A 19,674-nucleotide genomic window follows, 5' to 3' on the forward strand; every position below is an offset into this window, starting at 1 on the left:
TTCGATGACGGTCCGCTCCAACATCGCCGGCATCGATAGCCCCGAGGCACTCGAACGTGCCTTGCGGACGGCGTATTACCTTGCCGATGAGGGCCTCGCCACCGCTGCCTATCTGGCGCTGGCGCTCGGCAAGCCGCTGCTCTTAGAAGGCGCACCGGGCGTTGGCAAGACGGAAGCCGCCAAGGCGATCGCCGCCGTGCTCGGCCGCCGTCTGATCCGCCTGCAATGCTATGAGGGCATCGACGCGTCAGCCGCGCTCTATGAGTGGAACTATCCGCGCCAGATGCTCGCAATCCGCCAGGCCGGCGAGGAAAGCATCGACATCTATGGCGAGACTTTTCTGATCGAACGGCCGATGCTGGCCGCCCTGCGCGCGCCCGATTCCACCGTGCTGCTGATCGACGAAATCGATCGCGCCGACCAGGAATTCGAGGCGTTCCTGCTCGAATTCCTCTCCGACTTCCAGATTTCGATTCCGGAGCGCGGCACGGTGCGCGCGATGGAACGTCCCGTCGTCGTGCTGACCTCGAACCGCACGCGCGATCTGCACGAGGCGCTGCGCCGCCGCTGCGTCTATCACTGGATCGATTACCCAACCGCCGAGCGCGAGGCGCGTATCGTGATGATGCGGGCATCGAGCGTTGCCGAATCCACCGCACGCGCCGTCGTAGCCGCCGTCGGCAAGCTGCGGCGCGAGCCGCTCAGCAAAGCGCCGGGCATCGCTGAAGCCGTGGACTGGGCCGAAGCCGCCACGCTGCTGCACGCACGCGACGCGCGCTGGCCCGATGCCTTCAAGCGATCGATTGGCGTTGCGCTGAAGGACGAGGAGGATCTCACCTTCATCTCCGGGCGGCTCGATGCGCTGATTGCGGAGGCTGCCGCGTGAGCGACCAGCTTCAACTGCCGCATCCGGTCCGCGTCTTCGTGTCCTTTGTGGCGTTGCTGCGCGCCAACGGCTTTGCGGTGGCGCCGGAACAGACCACGGCATTTCTCGCGGCAATCGAGCTGCTCGGACCGCGGAGCATTGAAACCGTCCGCCAGGCAGGGCTGGCAACGCTTGCGCCGCCACCCGAGCGGCGCGCGACTTACGACCGGCTGTTCGATCTCCATTTCCTCGGCAGCGAAGCGATCGATCAGCTCGGAGCTGAAGACGAGGAGATCGTTCGCCTGCAAGAGGAAGGCCGCGGAGAGGACGAAACGCTGCTGGCTGATGAAGCCAACGAGTCCGGCCTTGTCGCAGCGCGTGCAGAGGCGCTGGTCGAGCGCCGCTTTGCACCGGGCGCGATCAGCGATGCGCTACGCCGGCTTTCGCGCGAGGCTCCTGCCCGGTTGCCGCGACGTCGCGGCCATCGCCGCATGCGCGCGCGCCGCGGGCCGTGGGCGGATCTGCGCCGCACTTTGCGCGAGAGCGTGCGCAACGATGGCGAAGTGCTGCGGCTCGGGCGGCTGAAGCGACGCACCCGCCCGCGCAAGGTGTTGCTCCTGATCGACGTTTCCGGATCGATGAAGGGTCGCACCGACGACAACATGAAGCTCGCCCACGCCGTGGTGCATGCAGCCCCCAACGTCGAGGTGTTCACCTTCGGCACCCGCCTCACCCGCGTCACCCGCGCGCTCCGTCTCAAGCGCCGCGAGCAGGCGCTGTCGGCCGCCGCCCATCTGGTCAGCGATTGGGACGGCGGCACACGGATCGGCGATGCGCTACAGGCGTTCCTCGCGGTGCCCCGATTCGGCGGCTATGCGCGCGGCGCCGCGGTCGTCATTCTCTCCGATGGCCTCGAACGCGGCGATCCCGCTGCCTTGCGCGATGCCGTCGCCAACCTTTCCCGGCGCGCTTGGCGCCTGAGCTGGCTGACGCCGCTGGCGTCAGGGCCCGGCTTTCAGCCGCAGACCGAAGCGCTGATCGCGATCCGCCGATTCGTGGATGATCTCGTTGACGGCGGATCAGCCGCCGCGATCGTTTCGCATGTGCTCTCGCTCGGACAAAGGAAAGCCGCGTGACCGAAATCGTCGATGCCCATCATCATATCTGGCGTCAGGCCGACCTGCCCTGGCTGATCGGCCCGATGCAGCCACGCATCTTCGGCCCCTACGAGCCGATCCGTCGCGACTATCCGATCGAAGAGTATCTCGCTGACCTCGCAGGCTCCGGCGTCACGCGCTCAGTCTATGTGCAGACCAACTGGGCCAATGATCGCTTCGAGGACGAAACCGCCTGGGTTCAGGGAACAGCAAAGGATCACGGCTGGCCGCACGCCATCGTCGCCTACGCCGATTTCAACGTTGATGACGTCCGCCCGCAGCTTGACCGTCTCGCGCACTATCCCCTTGTGCGCGGCGTACGCATGCAACTGCACTGGCACGAGAATCCGCTCTATCGTTTTGCGGCGCGACCTGATCTCTGCGCCGATCCAAAAATCAGGCGCAACATCGCTTGTCTCGCCGACTATGGCTTCAGCTTCGACCTGCAGGTATTCGCGCCGCAGATGGAAGATGCCGCCAGCCTCGCCGAATCCTGTCCCGATGTCACCTTCGTTCTGCAACACGCCGGCATGCTGGAAGACCTTTCGCCCCAAGGCCGTTCGGCGTGGCTCGATGGCATGACCCGGCTCGCCGCCTGCCCGAACATCGTCTCCAAACTTTCCGGCCTCGGTACTTTCATTCACCGCAACGATCCCGCGCACATCGCCTCCATTCTTACCGATACCGTGGCGATCTTCGGCGCCGATCGCTGCCTGTTCGGCTCCAATTTTCCGATCGAAAAACTATGGACAAGCTATCGCGAACTGATCGACGCCTATCTTGCCGCGACAGCCACGCTAAGAGCGGATCAGCGCGACGCCGTTCTGCGAAAGACGGCTTTACGCGTCTACCGGCTCGACCGATGACGGCGCACGCCAATGAAAAGAATATGGGAGGGACCAGATGCCGCTTGAGATCAAGATCCTGGACTATGGGGATATCGAACTGGAATCGAGCTTTCTCGTGCTCGGCCGCGATTGCGGCCGCACCCGCCGTGTCCTGACGCTCGGCTTCCTCATCGTTGGCGGCCCTTATCCGGTGGTGATCGACACCGGCTACCGCTCCAACCAGATCATGGAAACGCTGGGCATGCGCGGCCTGCAGTATCATGAAAACATGATCGAGAACCAACTTGCGCGCCATGGCGTGCGCATGGGCGACGTCCGCTTTGTCTGCCACACGCACTTGCATATCGATCACGCCGGCAAGGACGACCTGTTTCCGATGAACACGACGGTCGTGCTCAACCGCAAGGAGCTGGAATATTCCGTCTCCGGTCTTATGCATCCGCAATATCCGGCGCCCGATATCAAGCATTTGATCGACCGCCTGCACACCAAGAGCGCACTGCGTTTCCTCGATCTCGAAGTGACCGGCCCGATCGAGCTGATGCCGGGCGTCTATTGCGAGGCCGCCAACGCCCATACCGAAGGCTCGATGAACATCCATGTTCATACCGCCGACGGCATCGCCACCATCTGCGGCGACGTGATCTACGATTTCAACGACCAGATCGTGAATCCCTTCAACGAAATCCATGACTGGGAGCCGCGCACCACAGGCAATCACGGCACCAGCAAGCGTGCGGAAAAGGCCGCGATCAAGAAGCTGCTGAGCAATTCGCGCTACCTGCTCCCGGTGCACGACCGGCCGGCCAAGATCGAAGGCGGCATGGTGGTCGGCCGCTTGCACGATCAGGTGCCCGGCCCGATCGTTCAGAGCCTGCCGCAGCGCCATTGGTTTCCGGCTTGAAGCGCTGAGAGGACTGACCGATGACGCACGTCACGCTGCGCCCGGAATTCGAAACCCTGATCGATCCCTATGCGCCGGTCGGCCAGGTCGGCACCGGTTTTGAATTCACGGAAGGGCCGATCTGGCATCCGGTCCACCACTTCCTGCTGTTTTCGGATATGCCGGCCGACGTACGGCGGCGATGGGATGCCAGGCGCGGCGTCGTCGAGGTCAAGCGTCCCTCGAACAAGTGCAACGGCATGACTTATGATGCCGAGCTCAATCTGATCGTCTGCGAGCACGCCACCTCGTCCTTGATCCGCGAACGTCCCGATGGAAGGCGCGAGGTCATCGCCTCGCATTTCGAGAACCAGGAGCTCAACAGCCCGAATGATGTCTGCGTGCATTCGAGCGGCGCGATCTATTTCAGCGATCCCTGGTACGGCCGCATGCCGGTCTATGGCGTCGAGCGGCCGCGCCAGCTCGGATTCCAGGGCGTCTATCGCGTTCCACCCGGCGGCGGCCCACCAAAACTCGTCGTCGATCGCCATTTGTTCGATCAGCCCAACGGGCTCTGCTTCTCGCCCGACGAGCGCCTGCTCTATGTCAACGACACCACGCAGGCGCTGATCCGTGCCTTCGATGTCGAGGCCGATGGCTCGCTCTCCAATGCACGCGTCTTCGCCAGCGGCATCCGTTCCGAGCTCGAGCCCGGCCTGCCCGATGGCATGAAATGCGATCAGCGCGGCAGTGTCTGGGTCACCGCGCCCGGCGGCGTCTGGGTCTATTCGCCGGCTGGCGAGTTACTCGGCAAGGTGCGCGTGCCCGAACTGGTCGCCAATCTCGCCTGGGGCGGCGCTGATTTTCGCACGCTCTATCTCACCGCAACCCATTCGGTCTATGCAATCCCGGTCAAGGCGGGACCGCGCCACGAGCCCTATATGAGTGGGCGGATTTCGACCGGGCCGGACACCGGCTCCGCGCAGCCGGCCGTGCCGCAACTGGCTGCCGGTGACATGCAGCTCGATCCGCGGCGCTGCGCGATGATCATCCAGGATCTGCAGAACGACGTCATCATGGAAGGCGGCGCATTCGCCGATTCCGGCTCGCCCGCGCATGCACGCCAGCAGCGGGTCGTCGACAATGTCCGCCGCCTCGCGGAGGCGGCGCGGGCGCGCGGCGTCGTCATCATCCATGTCTGGTTCATCGTCGAGCCGGGCGCGCCCGGCGTCACGCTCAATGCGCCACTGTTCGAAGGGTTGGTCGACAGCGGCGCGATGGTGCGCGGAAGCTGGGGCGCTGCGCCGGTGCCGGGGCTCGAGCCGCGCGCCGGCGATTTCATCGTCGAGAAGATGCGGATGAGCGCCTGGGAAGGCACACGCCTGGAAACCATCCTGAAGGCGACCGGTCGCGACATGATCATCAACACTGGCGCCTGGACTAACATGTCGATCGAGCACACCGCCCGCACTGGCGCCGACAAAGGCTACTTCATGATCGTGCCTGAAGACTGCTGCTCGACCATGAACGCCGACTGGCACAACGCCTCTATCAATTTCGCGATGCAGAACGTCGCCGTCGTCACCAACGCGGATGCCGTCATCAGGGGGCTGGGATGACCAGGGCCCGGCCATGCCCAAGCTCTTTCACCTGAGCTGCTCGCCGCGCGCGGACTCTGAATCTTCAGCCGGCGCGCGGGTCTTCATTGAGCGGTTCCGCGAGGCACGGCCGGACTGGGACATCGACGTGATGAACCTGTGGCAGGATCACCTTCCGGAATTCGAAGGCTATGTGCTGGAAGCAAAATATGCCCGCATCAACGGACGAGCCTTCACGGATTCGCAGCGCGATGCCTTCGCCGTCGCCGAGCGCATCGCGATCCGTTTCGCGCTCGCCGATCGCGTGTTGATTTCGACGCCGATGTGGAATTTCGGCATTCCTTATAAGCTGAAGCAATGGATCGACGTGATCACGCAGCCCGGGCTGGCGTTCCGCTACGATCCGGCGCAAGGATATCTGCCGCTGTTCAAGGACAGACCGACGGTTGTCATCTTGGCCAGTGGCAGTGATTTCGTCACCGGCATGAATCGCGGCCGCATCGACATGGCAACACCCTATCTGCGCGAGGCGCTGCGCTTTATCGGCGTCAGCAACGTCCGCTTCGTGCCAATTGGACCCACAACCGGACCGGCGGAGCCGATCCGCACCGCACGCGAAAGCGCGCATCGTCGGCTGGCCGAAATAGCTGCGAGATTCTGACGCCGGCATGCTGGCGGCGCCGGAACCTTTGCGGCAATATAGCGCTTACCCGACTGAGCCGAAGGAGATTCCGTTGAAGTGCTACGAGCTACAGGGACCGGGCGGAATCGATGGGCTCGCCCTCGTGGACAAGCCGGTGCCGGAGCCCGGCGAGGGCCAGGTATTGGTGCGGCTGAAAGCAGCCACGCTGAACTATCGCGATCTTCTCACCGTCAAGGGCGGCTACGGCTCGCGCCAGAAATTTCCGCTGGTGCCCGTTTCGGACGGCTCGGGCGTTGTCGAGCGGGTCGGTCCCGGCGTGCGGGAATTCGCAGCCGGCGATCGCGTCATCGGCAGCTTCTTTGAAAGCTGGATCGCCGGCGAACCCAGCGAAGCCAAGATGCGCGCGGCCCTCGGTGGCTCCGTGGACGGCGTCCTGACGCAGTACCGGATCTTTCCAAAGCACGCGCTGGTCAGAACGCCGGAGCACCTCAGCGACATCGAAGCCGCCGCGCTCCCCTGCGCCGGCGTCACGGCCTGGAGCGCCGTCGTCAAGCTCGGCGGCATCAAACCCGGCCAGATCGTTCTGACACAAGGCACCGGAGGTGTTTCTCTCTTCGCCCTTCAGTTTACGAAAATGTGCGGCGCGCGTGTCATCGCAACTTCCTCGAGCGATGCCAAGATCGAGCGTCTCAAGCAGTTCGGCGCAGATCTTACCTTGAACTACAAGGCGACACCCGACTGGGGAAAGAAGGCCCGCGAATGGAGCGGTCAGGGCGTCGACCTCGTCGTCGAGGTGGGCGGGGTCGGTACGCTGAACGAATCGATTAGAGCGACCAGGATCGGCGGCACGATCGCCTTCATCGGCGTGCTCGCCGGACCGCCACCGTCAGACCTGCGGCTGCCCTTGATGGTGATGCAGCAGCAGCGGCTGCAGGGCGTCACCGTCGGATCGGTCGAGGATCTCAGGGCGATGGTCGAGGCAATCGCCGTTCACCGGATGAAGCCGGCGATCGACAAGACGTTTCCGTTCGATCAGGCGAAGCAGGCGTTTTTCCATATGGAGAGCGGCGCACATTTGGGGAAAGTGGCGATCGAGATCGACTGACCGCGACATTTCGCCATGCTGGCGCGAGTCACGATGGGTCGTCACGGCCTCAGATTGGTCGCCGACGCTGGCTCCTGCGACAGGTTCCACTGTAGGATTTACCCAGTTTTGAGCGTACTGGGCGTCGAAGATCGTCTACGCGGAGGATTCTTCGTGTTCATGGCCACAACTGGCAACACGGCGCACAACTCCTACTGGTTCCAGGAATTGCTTCCGTCATCATTAGGCTCTAAATTCCCGCCATTCACCTCGCCGAAAAACCGGCGCCGCCTGGCGCTCGCGAGTGCTGAACGGGGTTTGCAACCGAGCTGGGGTCACCGCCTCACCGAAAGCTGAGGGCCCGCCCCTACGACCGCGAGACATGTAGACCGGCTGTGAGCGAGGCTACCTGCGCGAGAACGATGCCGCCCGCGCGGAAGCAGCAAGCGAGCAGTCGGATGGAAATGAGCTATGACCAAAGACAAGAGCGAACTCTTGAGATCGCTGACCATCGATCGCAGCGCCGACAAGGTGGAACGGTCCGGTCGCCGCTGGTTGCCGATCGCCGCGACCGCTGCCGTTTGCCTCGTCGTCGCGTTCGCTGCCTTTGGCGCGTACGAATTCAGCCGGCAGGACCAGCCGAGGGAGACCACGCCCCAGCCAACGGCGCAGCCGCAGACACCGCCGCCCGCTCCGCAGGCCGCCACGAATAACAAAGCCGCCGGCAGTCTCGCCGCCTCCGGCTATGTGGTGGCGCGCCGCAAGGCGACCGTGGCAGCCGAGATCACCGGCAAGGTGGTCGAGGTCTTCATTGACGAAGGCATGACGGTTACCGAGGGCCAGGTGGTCGCGCGGCTCGACAGCGTGCTAGCCGAAAAGGACTATGAACTGGCGCGCTCGCGCGTCGAGACGGCCGATGCCGCGGTCGCCGCGATCACCGCCGACCTGGAAGACGCGACCCGGATCATGATGCGCGTGCAAACGCTGTCGCAGAAGAATTTTGCGACCGAGGCCGACCTGACCAAGGCGCAGGCGCGCGTCGGCGTGCTCAGCGCGCAACTGCGCCAGGCACAGTCGCAATTCGAGACCGCCAAGATCGATGCCAAGCGCTCAGGATCGATGCTCGAAAAGCACCAGATCAAGGCGCCGTTCTCCGGCGTCGTCATCGACCGCAGTGCCCAGCCCGGCGAGATGATTTCGCCGATGTCGGTCGGCGGCTACACGCGCACCGGCATCTGCACCATCGTCGACATGGATTCGATCGAAATCGAGGTCGATGTCAACGAAGCCTTTATCGGCCGGGTCGTGCCCGGCGGGCCCGTCAACGCAGTGCTAGATGCCTATCCGGACTGGACGATTCCCGCCTCGGTGATTGCCATCGTGCCGACCGCGAACCGCGAAAAAGCCACGGTGAAGGTGCGCATCCGCTTCGAGAAGAAGGACCCGCGTATCCTGCCCGATATGGCGGTGAAGGTGAATTTCATGCGCGAGGCCAAGGCGAATGGCACGGCTGAAGCCGCTGCCGCGAACTAACTCCCGGCCGATATAGAAGAGGAGACAAACGTGACAGCCGAACACCCGATGGTTCGCCTTGCTGGCGTAGCCAAGCGTTTCACCAAAGGCAAGGAAACGATCTCGATCTTCGATCATCTCGATATGGCGATCCCTCGCGGCGATTTCATCGCCGTGATGGGACCGTCCGGTTCGGGCAAGACGACGCTGCTCAATCTGCTCGGCGGCATCGACCGCGCCGATGCAGGCGAAATTTCTGTCGCGGACCGGCGCATCGACGGCCTTTCCGAGGGCGAGCTGGCGGCCTGGCGCGCCGCCAATATCGGCTTCATCTTCCAGTTCTATAATCTGATGCCGATGCTGACCGCGGCGCAGAACGTCGAACTGCCGTTGTTGCTGACGAAACTACGCAGCAAGGAGCGCGCCGCCCGCGTTCAAACCGCGCTTTCCGTGGTCGGCCTCGCCGACCGCATGAAGCACCGCCCGCGCGAGATGTCCGGCGGCCAGCAGCAGCGCGTGGCGATTGCGCGCGCCATCGTTTCCGACCCGAATCTCTTGCTCTGCGACGAACCGACCGGCGACCTCGACCGGCAATCCGCCGATGAAATCTTGTCTATCCTGCAACTGCTCAATGGCGAACTCGGCAAAACCATCGTGATGGTGACGCACGATCCCGCCGCGGCGAACTATGCCAAGCGCGTGCTGCATCTCGACAAGGGCCGCTTCGTCGAACGGGAGCTTGCCGCGTGAACGACTTCGATCTGGTACGGAAAAACCTGTTCCGCCGCAAATTGCGCGCCAGCCTGATGATCGTGTCGATCCTGATCGCCTTCATGATCTTCGGCGTGCTCGCCGGATTCTACCGCGCTTTCAACGCCGGCGAGGATCGCGCCGCTGCCGATAGGATGATCACGGTCAACAAGATCAACTTCACCCAGCCGATGCCGATCGCCTATTTCAATCGGGTCAAATCAGTCGAAGGCGTGCGGCAGGTGACCTTCGCCAACTGGTTCGGCGGCTATTATCAAGACCCGAAAAACTTCATCATGGCGCTCGCGATCGAGCCGAATACCTATTTCGACGTGTACCGCAGCGAATTCGAGGTTGCGCCCGACCAGCTTCAGGCCTTCATGCGCGACCGCGGCAGCGCGGTGGTCGGCGAAAGCCTGGCGCAGAAATGGGGCTGGAAGATCGGCGACCGTATTCCTCTCAATAGCAATATCTTCAGCCAGAAGAGCGGCGGACACACCTGGGACCTCACCATTGCCGGCATCGTCAAGGGCAAAGCGGAGCATGTCGACACCAACTTCCTCCTGTTCCAATACCCCTATTTCGACGAGACCCGCAGTTTCGGCAAGGACACCATCGGCTGGATGATCCTGCAGACCACCTCGCCCGAGAATAACGACCGCGTCGCAAAGGCGATCGACGCGATGTTCGCCAACTCCACCGCCGAGACCTCGACCGACACGGAGAAGGCCTTCGGCAAGGCGTTCGCGGCGCAGTTCGGCAATATCGCGCTGATCGTGCTATTGGTGGTCGGCGCGGCCTTCGTCACCATCCTGATGATCGTCGGCAACACCATGGCGCTGTCGATCCGCGAGCGCACCCGCGAGATCGGCGTCTTGAAAACGCTCGGGTTCTCAGGCCCGCGGATCCTGACGATGGTGCTCGGCGAATCCGTGTTGCTGGCGCTGCTCGGCGGCATTCCTGGCCTCGCGATTGCGGCGCTGATCGCGATGGCGCTGCGCAACAGCCTCGCTAACGTCGCGCCCGCCTTTTCGGTATCGCCGACCATCGCCCTTCAGGGGCTGGGGCTGATGATCGCACTTGGGTTGATCACCGGGATCATTCCGGCGCTCAACGCCATGCGGCTTAGAATCGCAACTGCGCTTGGACGGGGATAGGTATGCGCTCGCTCTGGCTTCAGGTGGCGGCGGTCACCACCATCAATCTCAAGAGCATTGGACAGCGGCGCTGGCTCTCGCTCTCGACCGTGATCGCGATCGCACTGGTCGTGATCGTCCTGCTCGCCTTCCTCGCAATGGCCAACGGCTTCCAGCGCACCATCGCGGGCTCCGGCGCCGATGACATCGCGATCGTGCTGCGGGCCGGCTCGCAGGCTGAAATCAACAGCACGGTGAGCCGCGATCAGGTGCGCCTGATCGAAGACGGTCCCGGGATTGCGCGCGGCAGCGACGGCAAGCCTCTGATCTCGCCGGAACTCTATCTCGTGGTCGACGGCATCAAGCGCTCGACCAAGACCAAGGCCAATCTGCCGCTGCGCGGGATCGGCGAACAGGGTTCGGAGTCACGCAAGGGCATCACCATCACTGAAGGCCGCATGTTCAACCGCGGCAGCAATGAGGTGGTGGTTGGCAAGGCATTGCTGCGCGAGTTCGAAGGGCTCGATCTCGGCTCCACCGTTTCGTTCGGCGCCACGCGTTGGAACGTCGTCGGCATATTCGAGTCCGGCGGCAGCGTGTTTGAATCCGAGATCTGGGCCGATCTCAACGTGGTGCAGAGCCTGTTCAACCGCAACAACATCGTGCAGACCGTGCGCGCGCGCCTCACCGGCCCCGCTGCGCTGAATGAGCTCAAAAGCTACAGCGACAACGATCCGCGGCTGAAGCTCGATGTCAAATCCGAGGCAGCCTACTTCGCCGAACAGGCGTCGCAGACTTCCGACCTCATTCAGAAACTGGGCTGGCCGCTCGCAATCGCGATGGCGCTCGGCGCCATCGCCGGCGCCCTCAACACCATGTACTCGTCGGTCGCGTCGCGCGCGACGGAAATCGCAACGCTGCGCGCCATCGGCTTCGGCGGCTTTCCCGCCTTTGTCGGGACGCTCGCCGAATCGCTATTGCTCGCCGCCATCGGCGGCCTGTTGGGAGCCGCCGCCACCTATCTGATCTTCGACGGCGTCACGGCGTCGACCCTTGGCGGCAACTTCACGCAGGTGGTTTTCGACTTCAAGCTCAGTCCTTGGCTGATCGCCGAGGGCGTTGCGCTGGCGCTGATCGTGGGCTTGATCGGCGGGCTGTTTCCGGCGCTACGAGCCGCGCGGTTGCCGATCGTCGAGGGGCTGTACGCGAACTGATGCCGGCAAACACCTGTCGCGGCTTTGCCGGCCGGGCACGTCGATGAATATTTACGCCCGCCCCGCGCGCCAACCCATTTCCCAGAAATCTGCCTCGAGCCGGGTCGCTTCCTTGAAGATTGCGATCAGTTCGGCCTCGCGGGCGGGCGTGACGTAGCGGTCGGCGAGGCCATCCAGGTGTGCCCGCGCCTTCGCCGCGACCTCCTGGTACGGCGCACCGGCATATTCGGCGATCCAGCCATGATAGGGATTCGTCGCCCCCATCGCATTGGGCTTTGCGGCAAGCCGCGTCGCGATCTCCGCGTAGCCGATCACGCAGGGAGCCAGCGCCACTTTGAGCGCCAGCAGATCGCCGCGCATTCCCGCGTCGAGCACGTAGCGTGTATAGGCCAACATCTCGATCGCCGGAGGGGCTCGCTCGAGATCGTCGGGCGACAGACCCCAGCCGGCGCAGAGCTTCACATGCAGGTTCATCTCGACGTCAAGAATCGCCGAGAGGCCCGCCGCCGCCTCACGCATGTCGGCGAGCCCGGGCGACTTGTAGACCGCGAGGGCGTAAGCGCGGGCGAACTCGATCAGGAACAAGTAGTCCTGAACGAGGTAGTGACGAAACGCCGCCTCAGGTAGCGAGCCATCCGCCACCCCCTCCGTGAAGGGGTGTTCGGTGTAAGCCCGCCACTCCGCGGATGCTTCTTTCTTGAGACGCTCGAAGAAACTCACGATCGCTCGCCGGCTCCCGCCTTCCAGGGTGTCTACGCGTTTCTAACAATAGTGCTTCGATATGGAGCCGGCCACTGCAGTTTCGGTAACAATTCTAGGACAGCTGTTTCGGCCGTCATTTCGCCGTTGCAGACCCAGAACATTGGTCGCCCTAAAGTTGCACGACGCTTCAAATTGAGGGCTGCCAATTTCTGAAGTTCAGGTCACGAAAGCAACGCCGACGTATTCTTCCCTCGCATAACTGGCCTATTCTCCCTTGAGGCCGGTCGCGCGGATCAGGTCGCCCCATTTCCGCGTCTCGTCGTCGATGAACTTGCCGAAATCGGCGGCGGTGCCGGGATGTGCTTCCAGCCCCTGGGCGAGCAGCTTTTGCTTCACCTCAGGATCGGCTAGCGCGCGAATGATCTCGTTCTGCATCCGCCCGATGATCAGCTGCGGCGTGGCCGCTGGCACCATGAAGCCGAACCAGCCGGATGCAATCACATTGGGAAATCCCTGCTCGCGCAAGCTCGGCGCATCCGGATAGATCGCGCTGCGCTCGGCGGAAGCGACCCCAAGCACGCGGAAATCGCCGCTCTGAATGTGCGGCAGCGCCGTGCTGATCGCGGTCAAGGTAGCGTCGACGCGGCCGGCGAGCAGCTCCGTGTAAGCCATCGCATCGCCGCGGTACTGCACGTTAAGGCCCTTGACGCCGGCGTCCCGCAGCCACAGCTCGGCCGCCAGATGCGGCTGCGAGCCCGCGCCCGGAGAGGCGAAGGTCAGCCCATCGGCCTGCGACTTGCCGCGCGCGATCAGCTCCTGCAGGTTCGTGATACCCGCCTTGGCGTTGACGATCAGAAACAGCGGCGCCATCACCGCCATCGCCACCGGCTGCAGATCCTTGCGCTCGTATTTCAACTTTCCGAACAGTGCCTCGGCGGTGGCATAGGGCGCTGCCGCGTAGAGGAAGGTGTATCCATCGGGCATCGCACGCGCGACCATTTCGTTGGCGATGCGCGTGCCCGCTCCCGGCCTGTTCTCGACTATGAACTGCTGGTTGAAGCTGCGGCCAAACTGCTCGGCGAGAATACGCAGGGAAATGTCGTTGGATCCGCCAGCGCCATAAGGCGATATCAATCGGACCAGCCGCGACGGCCAATCGCCCTGGGCAAATGCCTCGTATCCGGAACTTGCGACAAAGCCGGCGGCAACGGTCCCCAGCATGGTTCGGCGTGTGATGTTCATGAATGCCTCCCGGGAATGAGCTACGGCGCGATTCGGCGCGTCCATCCCATTTTCATCGAGCCGCATTGATACGATCGCGTCGCCGCTTCGCCTGGCCCTTGTTATCGAGGGCGCAACGATAGAGACGCGATTTCTATTGAACAATGCGTACTTTTTGACCGATTAATAAGCCTGGCCTATGAATTCCGAAACAAGATGAGGCGCGGGCGATGGCGATGGATGTGACACTGCGGCAGTTGCGCGCCTATCTGGCCGTGCTTGACACCGCGAGCTTCTCGGAAGCCGCCAAGGCCATGCACCTGTCGCAGGCCGCGCTATCAGGCCTGATCAAGGAGCTCGAAAGCCGCGTCGGCGTCCGCCTGCTCGACCGTACCACCCGCAAGGTCTCCGCATCTGCCGTCGGCGAGATCTTCGCGCCGATGGCGCGGCGCGTGCTTTCAAATTTGGATGACGCGCTGGAGAATCTCACTAATCTCAAGGAGCTCCGCCGCGGGCTCGTGCGCGTCGCGGCACCCGAGACGCTATCCTGCACGCTGCTGCCGGAGCTGATCTCCGCGTACAATGGCAGTCATCCCGGCGTGGACGTCCGCTTCGACGACGTGCCGATTCAGGAGGTGTTGGCCGGCCTGCAGAACGGCTCGGTCGACATCGGCTTCGGGCCAGCCGGTGTCGTTCCTGATCAATCCGTCGAGATGCACATGATTTGCGCCGATCCGCTCTGCGTGGCGCTCCGCAGCGATGACCCGCTGTCAAAAGGCAAATCGGTCAGTTGGAAGGATCTGCGCGAGCGGCCGCTGCTCAACTACATGCCCAACATCACCATCAACGTGTTGAGCCACGTGCCGCCGCGGCATCACCCTAAGGAATTGGTGGCGGTGCACCGGGTGAACACCGCGCTCTCGATGCTTCGGGTGAGGCAAGGCGCCGTGATCTGCCCTTCCATGGCGGAGCCGCTTGTGCGCGGTTTCGGACTGAAATTCATGCCGCTCACGCAACCCATCGTCAAATGGAAGATCGCGATGTTCGTGCGGAACAGCACATCGCTTTCGCCTGCCGTGGAGAGTTTACGCGACTTCACGCTCGACTTCAGTCCGAACTGGGCGGCCACTGGATTCGAGCGCCGCCGCGCGACCGAGCGCTAGACAACTGCCTTGCGAAGTGCATCGTCCGACAATTCGGCACAGTGGCACGGCATCACAGCTTACGAACACGCGGCGAGCTTCAGGCCAGGAACTCCACCGCGCCCGTTTCGAGATTGTACATTGCTCCGGCAATATCGATGCTGTCTTTGGATTCCAGCTCGGCAAGGATCGGGCTGCCCTTCCGAATGTTTGCGACAGTCATCTCAACATTCGTTCGCGCGACAGCGTTGACGAAGTCGTAGTTCTTCGCGGAACGCTCGCCCGCGTATTTCGTCGCTTCCACTGCCGGTTTAATCTTGCTGAGCAATCCCGTTAGGTTGCCCAGCTCGGCATTATCGATCGCGCCCTTGATCGCACCACACGCGGTGTGGCCCATTACGAGCACGACCTTCGCGCCGGCAAGTTTGCAGGCAAACTCGAGGCTGCCGAGAATATCGGCGTTTTCGACATTGCCGGCAACGCGGCAGTTGAAGATGTCGCCGATGCCTAGATCCATAATCACCTCGGCCGGTGCACGGGAGTCGATACAGGTCAGCAACGCCGCGGCAGGATATTGCCCCGATGCGCTTGCCTTCTGCTCACGAAGATAGTTGCGCTCCTTTCTTTCGCCTCGGCGAAAGCGCTGGTTTCCATTCTTCATGACCTGGATGATTTGATCCGGCGTCATTCTATCCCGCTGCGCCTTGGACAGCGCGTCGGCATAGGCCGGAGCCAAAAAGCCGCCGGCTCCGGCTAGCCCCAGAGCGGATGCGCTACCCGCCATGTTGAGAAAATTCCGGCGACCTAAACAGTTGCAGTCCCGAGGATGCTCGTATTTCTGGCGCATAGGTTATCTCCCACGAGTGGCTATGCTGTCAGCCACGGTCGCCTTCACCCATGACCGCAGCTCCAACCCTCCAACCTAGTTTAGCCCTGAGTGTCCGCTCAATACCGGCGCTTTTTTCACGTGCAGCAGCAAGGCTTGTGCGCACAAGTGCATCACGTGCGGAGCGATACTGAACCTTGGCAGATGATGGCGCGCGCTCGAATGGAAATGACGCGCTCACGGAACTCTCCATTCCTCAGCGTCGACGAGCCAAATACCAATAAGACAACTTATCAGAACTTCGCATAGCACTTCAATGGAAGTGAGGGAAAGCCTCGCGGCCCTGCTCGGTGGCGCCTGCAAAACATAAAGCTTGTCAAAGCGCGTCGGCAGGAAGCTACCGAAGATTGAATTTGGCCTGATGACAAACTGGCCATGCGGCAGTAGCCTACCCGCAAACATAAAACACACGGAGGAGTGGCATGCCAGACGCAGCGGTCGCAGCACGTTCTTCTGAAACGACCAACAGCGGCACAACGCAACAGGTCGATGTCGCCGTGGTCGGCGCCGGATTTGCCGGTCTTTATCTCCTGCATCGCTTGCGCAAGGCCGGCTTCTCCGCGGTCGTAATCGAGGAAGCCGGCGATGTCGGCGGCACCTGGTACTGGAATCGCTATCCCGGCGCGCGCTGCGACATCCAGACCATCGACTACAGCTACACCTTCGATCCGGAGCTGGAGAGTGCGTGGAAATGGTCGGAGAAATACGCCACCCAACCGGAAATCCTGCGCTATCTCGGCTTCGTCGCCGACCGTTACGATCTGCGGCGCGACATCCGCTTCGACACCAAGGTCATATCGGCCAATTGGGATGAGAGCGCGCAGCGCTGGCAGCTCACAACAAGCAACGGCGCCAGCGTTTCCTGCCGCTATTACATCATGGCGACCGGCTGCCTCTCCGCGCCCAAGCCGCCGGAGATCGACGGCGTCAAGGATTTTAAGGGCGAAGTGTACTTCACCGGCCGCTGGCCGCATGAAGAGGTCAAGCTCGCCGGCAAGCGCATCGCCGTGATCGGCACGGGATCGTCGGGCATCCAGGCGATTCCGCTGCTCGCGGAGCAGGCGGCGCATCTCACGGTATTCCAGCGCACGCCGAACTTCGCCATGCCCGCCCATAATGGTCCTGCGCCGGCCGATCGCCTCGCGATGCTGGAAGGCGACCGCGCCGCGTATCGCGAGCAGGCGCGCTGGTCGCTCGCGGGCGTCCCCTACCCGCAACAGATGGCGGTGAGCTGGCAACTCACCGATGCCGAGCGCCGCGAGCGCTTCGAAAAGGCGTGGGCCACCGGCGATCTCGTCTACATCCTGACCCAGCTCTGGGCCGACCAGGGTGTCGATGTCGACGGCAATGCGCTCGTCGCCGACCTGATCCGCGAAAAAATCCGCGAGATCGTCAAGGATCCCGAGACGGCCGAAGCCCTGACTCCGCGCGACCATCCGTTCGGCGCCAAGCGTCCCTGCCTCGATACCAACTACTACGCCACCTATAACCGCCCCAACGTGACGCTGGTGAATTTGCGGCAGGAGCCGATCACGACAATCACCGCATCCGGCATCACAACCGACAAACGCACGTTCGATGTCGACATGATCGTGTTCGCGACCGGCTTCGACGCGATGACCGGCGCGGTCAAGGCGGTGCATCCGATCACCGGCCGTGGTGGCAAGTCGCTGTCCGACGTCTGGGCCAACGGCCCACAGACCTATCTCGGTCTCACCGTCGCGGGCTTCCCCAACCTGTTCCTGATCACCGGACCGGGTAGCCCGTCGGTGCTGTCGAACATGGCGGTCTCGATCGAGCAGCATGTCGACTGGGTGGTCGACAGGCTGGCCGCAATGCGCGAGGCCGGCTTCACCACCATCGAGGCAACCGAAACAGCGCAGGCTGGCTGGGCGCAGCACATGGCCGACTGTTCGATGCTCACGCTGCATCGGCTCGCCAACACCTGGTACACAGGCGCCAACGTTCCTGGCAAGGCGTGGGGCGTAATGCCATATTGTGGTGGCGTCGGCCCATACCGCAGCATCTGCAATGAAGTCGTCGCGCGCGGCATGCTCGGCTTCCGGATGACCGGTCCTGATGTTGCCGAACAATGCAACGACGGCAAGGTTGTACACCTGCAGCCGGACGTACGGCTCGTGCTTGGCATGCTGACGGAGATGAACCTTCCGGTCATCGAGCAGCTGGGCGCGCAGGGCGCGCGCGACTTTCTCACCGAGTTCAACAAGGGCCGTCCCGCTGGACGGCCGGTCGGCGAAGTCGGGGACGGCGTGGTGCACGGCGCCGATGGTCTGTTGCCGTATCGACTCTATCGGCCGGCAACGCCTGGGCCGCATCCGATCGTAGTCTATTTCCATGGCGGCGGCTGGGTGCTGGGCGACGAGCAGTCCGATGATCCGTTCTGCCGTGACCTCTGCCGGCGCAGCGGCATGATCGTCGTCAGCGTCGGCTATCGTCATGCGCCGGAGCATCGTTTCCCGGCGGCAGCCGAGGATGGCTATGCGGCGACGCGCTGGATCGCCGAGCATGCGGTTGAACTTGGCGGCAGGCCCGGACCGGTACTGGTCGCAGGCTGGAGCGCTGGCGGCAACATCGCGGCCGTCACCTGCCAGCTCGCGCGCGACCGTGGCGGGCCGGAGATTGCGGGCCAACTCCTGATCTGCCCGGTCACCGATTGCAGGTTCGACCGCCCCTCCTACACCGAGAATGCGGTCCGCTATTTCCTGACGCGCTCGATGATGTTCTGGTTCTGGGACATCTATTGCTCGCCAGCCGACCGCACCGATCCGCGCGTTGCGCCGCTCCGCGGCAATCTCGCCGGCCTGCCGCCGGCATTCGTCGCTACCTGCGAGTTCGATCCCTTGCGCGACGAGGGCATAGAATATGCGGAAGGACTGGCGGCGGCCGGCGTCCCGGTCGAGCAGCTGCAGGCGCGCGGCCATATCCACACCTCGCTCATGATGGTGGACGTGGTGATCACCGGCGTCAGCGCACGCGTGAAAATGGCCGAAGCCCTGCGCGGCTTTGCGGGGCTGCCGAAGAAGCTGGAGGAGACCGACCAGGACCTCTCGCCGATCGCGGTCAACGCGGCTGCGGAGTAACGCGCAAGGCAGCGCGGGCCGCTCGGCTAATTCCGAGCGGCCGCAAGCTCGCGAAGGAGAGCGCCAATGGCGACGACAGCGGAGCAAGTATCCCCCTGGCTCAAGGGACGATCGTTCGCTTCCTGGCGGGAAGAGTTCGACCAGCGCGGTTACTTGATCTTTGAACGCGTTCTTGCGCCCGATCGCGTCGCCGAAATCCGCGCGGCGCTGGCGCCGCATCTGGCGCGCGAGCTGTTCGGCCGCAACGACTTCGAAGGCACGAAGACGAACCGCGTGTACGCCCTGCTGGCGAAATCGCCGATTTTCGCCGAGCTCGTGATCCATCCGCTCGCCCTCGCCTTTGTCGAAGCTGAACTCGGCGAGAGCTGCCTGTTGTCTGCCCTGCTCGCGATCAATCTGCATCCCGGCGAGACCGTGCAGCCCTGGCACTTTGACGACAGTGGCATCAAAATTCCGCGGCCGCGGCCTGCGCTGGGCATCAGCACGTTCTGGGCAATTGACGACACGACCGAGCAGAACGGCGCCACCGAAATCATTCCGGGAAGCCATCTGTGGGATGGGGAGTATATCGAGGGCGCGGTGAAGCCCGCTCACTTCACCAACGAAGCCGCTCACGAGGAAGGCGATCGGCCGGACGCGATCAAGCTGGTCATGCCGTCCGGATCGCTCGCCATCACCAAGGGAACGCTGTGGCACCGGGGCGGCGCCAACCGCTCGGACCGTCCGCGCCTCATCATCACGCCACAATACTGCGTCGGCTGGGCGCGGCAGCTCGAGAACATGGCGCTCGCTGTCCCTGCCGAACTGGCTAGCCAATTGCCCGAGCGCGCCCGCGAGCTGATCGGCTATTCGATCCATCCGCCCTTCATGGGCTACGTCGACGGCGTCCATCCGCGTCGGCTGCTGCACCCGCAGTGACGGTACGGACGGCG

Annotated in this window: 17 protein-coding genes; 14 read left to right on the forward strand and 3 right to left on the reverse strand. The window is 63.2% G+C overall.

The window, feature by feature from the left end; all coding sequences use genetic code 11:
• Window positions 1–4 precede the first annotated feature (4 nt).
• From J6524_RS32120 to J6524_RS32170, 11 genes are all read left to right on the forward strand, one after another.
• On the forward strand, window positions 5–886 hold the full coding sequence (locus J6524_RS32120; RefSeq protein ID WP_225677903.1) for an AAA family ATPase: 882 nt from the start codon (window positions 5–7) through the stop codon (window positions 884–886).
• Complete coding sequence (locus J6524_RS32125; RefSeq protein WP_225677904.1) at window positions 883–2,001, forward strand: vWA domain-containing protein; 1,119 nt, start codon at window positions 883–885, stop codon at window positions 1,999–2,001. The genes J6524_RS32120 and J6524_RS32125 overlap by 4 nt, the downstream gene beginning before the upstream one ends.
• Window positions 1,998–2,888, forward strand: a complete 891-nt coding sequence (locus tag J6524_RS32130) for an amidohydrolase family protein (protein ID WP_225677905.1) — start codon at window positions 1,998–2,000, stop codon at window positions 2,886–2,888. The genes J6524_RS32125 and J6524_RS32130 overlap by 4 nt, the downstream gene beginning before the upstream one ends.
• A 37-nt stretch (window positions 2,889–2,925) precedes the next feature.
• Entirely contained in the window at window positions 2,926–3,774 is an 849-nt protein-coding gene (locus J6524_RS32135; protein ID WP_225677906.1) for an MBL fold metallo-hydrolase, read from the forward strand.
• 20 nt (window positions 3,775–3,794) lie between these two features.
• Window positions 3,795–5,372, forward strand: a complete 1,578-nt coding sequence (locus tag J6524_RS32140; protein WP_225677907.1) for an isochorismatase family protein — start codon at window positions 3,795–3,797, stop codon at window positions 5,370–5,372.
• 13 nt (window positions 5,373–5,385) lie between these two features.
• Window positions 5,386–6,012, forward strand: a complete 627-nt coding sequence (locus J6524_RS32145; protein WP_225677908.1) for an FMN-dependent NADH-azoreductase — start codon at window positions 5,386–5,388, stop codon at window positions 6,010–6,012.
• Window positions 6,013–6,085: 73 nt separating this feature from the next.
• Window positions 6,086–7,099: a zinc-dependent alcohol dehydrogenase family protein gene (locus J6524_RS32150; RefSeq protein ID WP_225677909.1), complete on the forward strand. Its 1,014-nt coding sequence runs from the start codon at window positions 6,086–6,088 to the stop codon at window positions 7,097–7,099.
• A gap of 450 nt (window positions 7,100–7,549) precedes the next feature.
• Window positions 7,550–8,611 (forward strand): efflux RND transporter periplasmic adaptor subunit, encoded by a 1,062-nt coding sequence (locus tag J6524_RS32155; RefSeq protein ID WP_225677910.1) that lies wholly within the window; start codon window positions 7,550–7,552, stop codon window positions 8,609–8,611.
• Window positions 8,612–8,659: 48 nt separating this feature from the next.
• A complete protein-coding gene (locus J6524_RS32160) occupies window positions 8,660–9,340 on the forward strand; it encodes an ABC transporter ATP-binding protein (RefSeq protein WP_225677978.1) in 681 nt (226 codons plus the stop codon).
• Window positions 9,337–10,497 (forward strand): ABC transporter permease, encoded by a 1,161-nt coding sequence (locus tag J6524_RS32165; RefSeq protein WP_225677911.1) that lies wholly within the window; start codon window positions 9,337–9,339, stop codon window positions 10,495–10,497. The genes J6524_RS32160 and J6524_RS32165 overlap by 4 nt, the downstream gene beginning before the upstream one ends.
• 2 nt (window positions 10,498–10,499) lie before the next feature.
• A complete protein-coding gene (locus tag J6524_RS32170; RefSeq protein WP_225677912.1) occupies window positions 10,500–11,690 on the forward strand; it encodes an ABC transporter permease in 1,191 nt (396 codons plus the stop codon).
• Window positions 11,691–11,741: 51 nt separating this feature from the next.
• Here J6524_RS32170 and tenA read toward each other — a convergent pair whose 3' ends face one another.
• Window positions 11,742–12,410 carry a thiaminase II gene (gene tenA, locus J6524_RS32175; RefSeq protein WP_225677913.1) on the reverse strand — a complete coding sequence of 223 codons (669 nt, stop codon included), beginning with the start codon at window positions 12,408–12,410 and terminating at the stop codon, window positions 11,742–11,744.
• 246 nt (window positions 12,411–12,656) lie between these two features.
• Window positions 12,657–13,634 carry a Bug family tripartite tricarboxylate transporter substrate binding protein gene (locus J6524_RS32180; RefSeq protein ID WP_225677914.1) on the reverse strand — a complete coding sequence of 326 codons (978 nt, stop codon included), beginning with the start codon at window positions 13,632–13,634 and terminating at the stop codon, window positions 12,657–12,659.
• Between the two features lie 215 nt (window positions 13,635–13,849).
• Between J6524_RS32180 and J6524_RS32185 the strand changes: the two genes are divergently transcribed.
• Entirely contained in the window at window positions 13,850–14,776 is a 927-nt protein-coding gene (locus tag J6524_RS32185) for a LysR family transcriptional regulator (RefSeq protein WP_225677915.1), read from the forward strand.
• Between the two features lie 79 nt (window positions 14,777–14,855).
• Here the strand turns inward: J6524_RS32185 and J6524_RS32190 are convergent, their stop codons facing one another.
• Window positions 14,856–15,602, reverse strand: a complete 747-nt coding sequence (locus tag J6524_RS32190) for a carbonic anhydrase family protein (protein WP_225677916.1) — start codon at window positions 15,600–15,602, stop codon at window positions 14,856–14,858.
• Between the two features lie 461 nt (window positions 15,603–16,063).
• On the opposite strand from J6524_RS32190, the gene J6524_RS32195 reads away from it, so the two are divergent.
• A complete protein-coding gene (locus J6524_RS32195; protein ID WP_225677917.1) occupies window positions 16,064–18,742 on the forward strand; it encodes a flavin-containing monooxygenase in 2,679 nt (892 codons plus the stop codon).
• A gap of 66 nt (window positions 18,743–18,808) precedes the next feature.
• Window positions 18,809–19,660, forward strand: a complete 852-nt coding sequence (locus J6524_RS32200) for a phytanoyl-CoA dioxygenase family protein (RefSeq protein ID WP_225677918.1) — start codon at window positions 18,809–18,811, stop codon at window positions 19,658–19,660.
• Window positions 19,661–19,674 lie beyond the last annotated feature (14 nt).

The sequence above is a fragment of the Bradyrhizobium hereditatis genome (assembly GCF_020329435.1).
GTDB classification, from domain to species: Bacteria; Pseudomonadota; Alphaproteobacteria; order Rhizobiales; family Xanthobacteraceae; genus Bradyrhizobium; species Bradyrhizobium hereditatis.